Annotated in this window: 2 protein-coding genes; both read left to right on the forward strand. The window is 65.1% G+C overall.

Annotation, left to right across the window (positions count from 1 at the left end; translation table 11 throughout):
* Nucleotides 1-606: extensin family protein (locus IPV08_RS24245; RefSeq protein WP_207414408.1), on the forward strand; the 606-nt coding region annotated here is incomplete at its 5' end.
* A 97-nt stretch (nt 607-703) separates the two neighbouring features.
* Nucleotides 704-2005 carry a L,D-transpeptidase gene (locus IPV08_RS24250; RefSeq protein WP_207414410.1) on the forward strand — a complete coding sequence of 434 codons (1302 nt, stop codon included), beginning with the start codon at nt 704-706 and terminating at the stop codon, nt 2003-2005.
* Nucleotides 2006-2395 lie beyond the last annotated feature (390 nt).

Raw genomic sequence — 2395 nt, forward strand, 5'->3', positions numbered from 1 at the left:
CCGCGCCCGGCCGAACTCTCGACGTCGCCGGCCTCCACGCCCGCCCTGACGCTGACGGTCGCCCCCCTCGACGATACCGCCTGTCGCAAACGCCTCGAACGGCTGGGAGCGGTCTTCGAGGCGCTACCGCCGATCTCGAACGGCCAATGCGGCGCGGAGAAGCCGCTGAAGCTCAGCCGTCTGTCCGGCGAGGTGACGCTCACCCCGCCCGCGACCCTGGTCTGCAACACCGCCGAAGCCCTGGCGCGCTGGACGACGGAGGCCCAGGAAGCCTCGGAGCGCATCCTGAAGGCTCCGCTTCGAAGCCTCTCCATCGGCACGTCCTACGAGTGTCGCGGCCAGAACCACGATCCCGACGCCAAGCTCAGCGAGCACAGCTTTGCCAACGGCGTGGACATCATGGGCTACGGCTTCGAAGGACGGGCACCGATCCAGGTGGGCGCCGGCCTCGACGGTGCGCCGGAGGCGACGTTCCAGGCCGCGACCCGGGCCAAGGCCTGCGCCTTCTTCCGCACCGTGCTCGGGCCGGGGTCGGATGCCTCCCACGGCAACCACCTCCATCTCGACGAACGCGAGAGGAATGCGGGACATCGTCTCTGCCAATAAGACTTGGTCTCTGCCAGTAGGAGCAGTGGAACGCCGAGGGGTCGGACCGGCTTGAAGGAACGAAGCTGTCGATCCCTAGGCGAAAGTTGATCTCCCGATGCCCCATCTGCCCCTGCCGAGCGCCGTCGCGCTCATGGCTCTTGTCTGCCTCGCGGCTCCGAACGCGGCAGTGGCGAAGCCGGCGGGAAACACATCCTCGGAGGCCAGCAAGACGAGCTCCGACAAGGACGCTCCCGGCGAGGCCCTGACCGCCGAGGCGATCAACGGTGCGACCTTCACGGCGTCCGAAACACCCGAGGGCGGCGGCAAGAAGGACGGTAAGAAGGAGAGCAAGAAAGCGCGGGCGAAGGGCAAGGACAAGCGTCCTCAGCCGTTGCTGGTGAAAGTCCAGGTGCTGCTCGACCGGGCGCATTTTTCCCCCGGCGCCATCGACGGGCGGGACGGCGAGAACATGCGCAACGCCCTGTCGGCCTTCGCCGTGGCCCAGGGGCTGCCTGCGAGCCAGACCTTGAACCAGGAGCTCTTCGACAAGCTGGCCGCCTCCAGCGCCGACCCGGTGGTGGCCACATACACGATCACCGATTCCGACGCCTCGGGCCCCTTCGCGGAAAAGATCCCCGCCAAGATGGAAGAGCAGGCCGATCTCGAGGCGATGAACTACACCAATCCACGCGAGATGCTGGCCGAGCGGTTCCATATGTCGCGCGACCTCCTCAGCGCCCTGAACCCCGACGCCGCCTTCGACAAGTCCGGCACCGGCATCGTCGTGGCGGCGGTCCCTCCGCTCGAGACCGGCAAGCCGGCGAAGGACGAGGCGAAGTCCAAGAGCAAGTCCAGCGGCAAATCTGAAGACAAGGCCCGCGACGCATCGGACGGCAAATCCGCGGACAAGCCGGCTGCGGACAAAGGCACGGACACGTCGAAGAAGGACGATGCGCCCAAGAGCGACGATACCTCCAAGAAAGATGACGCCCCAAAGAAGGACATCGTGCGGGTCGAGGTCGACAAGGTCACCAGGCATGTCCGAGGCTTCGGCGAGGACGGCACCTTGCGGGCCTATTACCCCGCCTCCATTGGCAGTGCCGAGAAGCCGGCCCCCTCAGGCGAGGCCAAGGTGAAGGGCGTCGCCTTCGCGCCGGTGTATACCTACAACCCGAAATACGCCTTCAAGGGCGTGAAGACGAACAAGACCTTCTCGATCCGCCCCGGCCCGAACAACCCGGTCGGCATCGTCTGGATCGACCTCTCGATCCCGTCCTACGGCATCCACGGCACGCCAGAGCCGGAGAAGGTCGGCAAGACCGAATCCCACGGCTGCATCCGCCTCACCAACTGGGACGCCCGCGACCTCGCCACCCGCATCGAGCGCGGCGCGAAGGTGGTGTTCAAGGACGAGTGAGGTGACTTGGGCGTAGAGTTGGGACGTGCGCAGTTCGAACGGAGGAGGGGCAGGCTCCGGCCCGAGCAGCTCGTGAGTAAGTCGGCTCTCAGGCCACCGGGCGGGATAGAGAGCACGACCGGAGGAACGGAGGTTCACTGTATAGCCCTGATTTCAATCGTATTCATCGACAAATAGTTTAAATTTATTAAGGCTCTTGACGGCAGCGTGGTCGACATAAAACCACAGGGTATTCGTCAATGTACCGCGCCCTTCTCTGCCTAAGCGCGCAGCACGACGCCTGGGTATTGCCCCTTGCTGCTATCGTATGCTGGGTATCGAGCCATACCGCGCTGCGGCTTGCCCGCCAGTCAACTAAGAGCCGGGGTCTGGAACCTTTGGCGTGGCTGT

The organism is Methylobacterium sp. SD274 (genome assembly GCF_017355285.1).
In the GTDB taxonomy this organism is placed as follows: Bacteria; Pseudomonadota; Alphaproteobacteria; order Rhizobiales; family Beijerinckiaceae; genus Methylobacterium.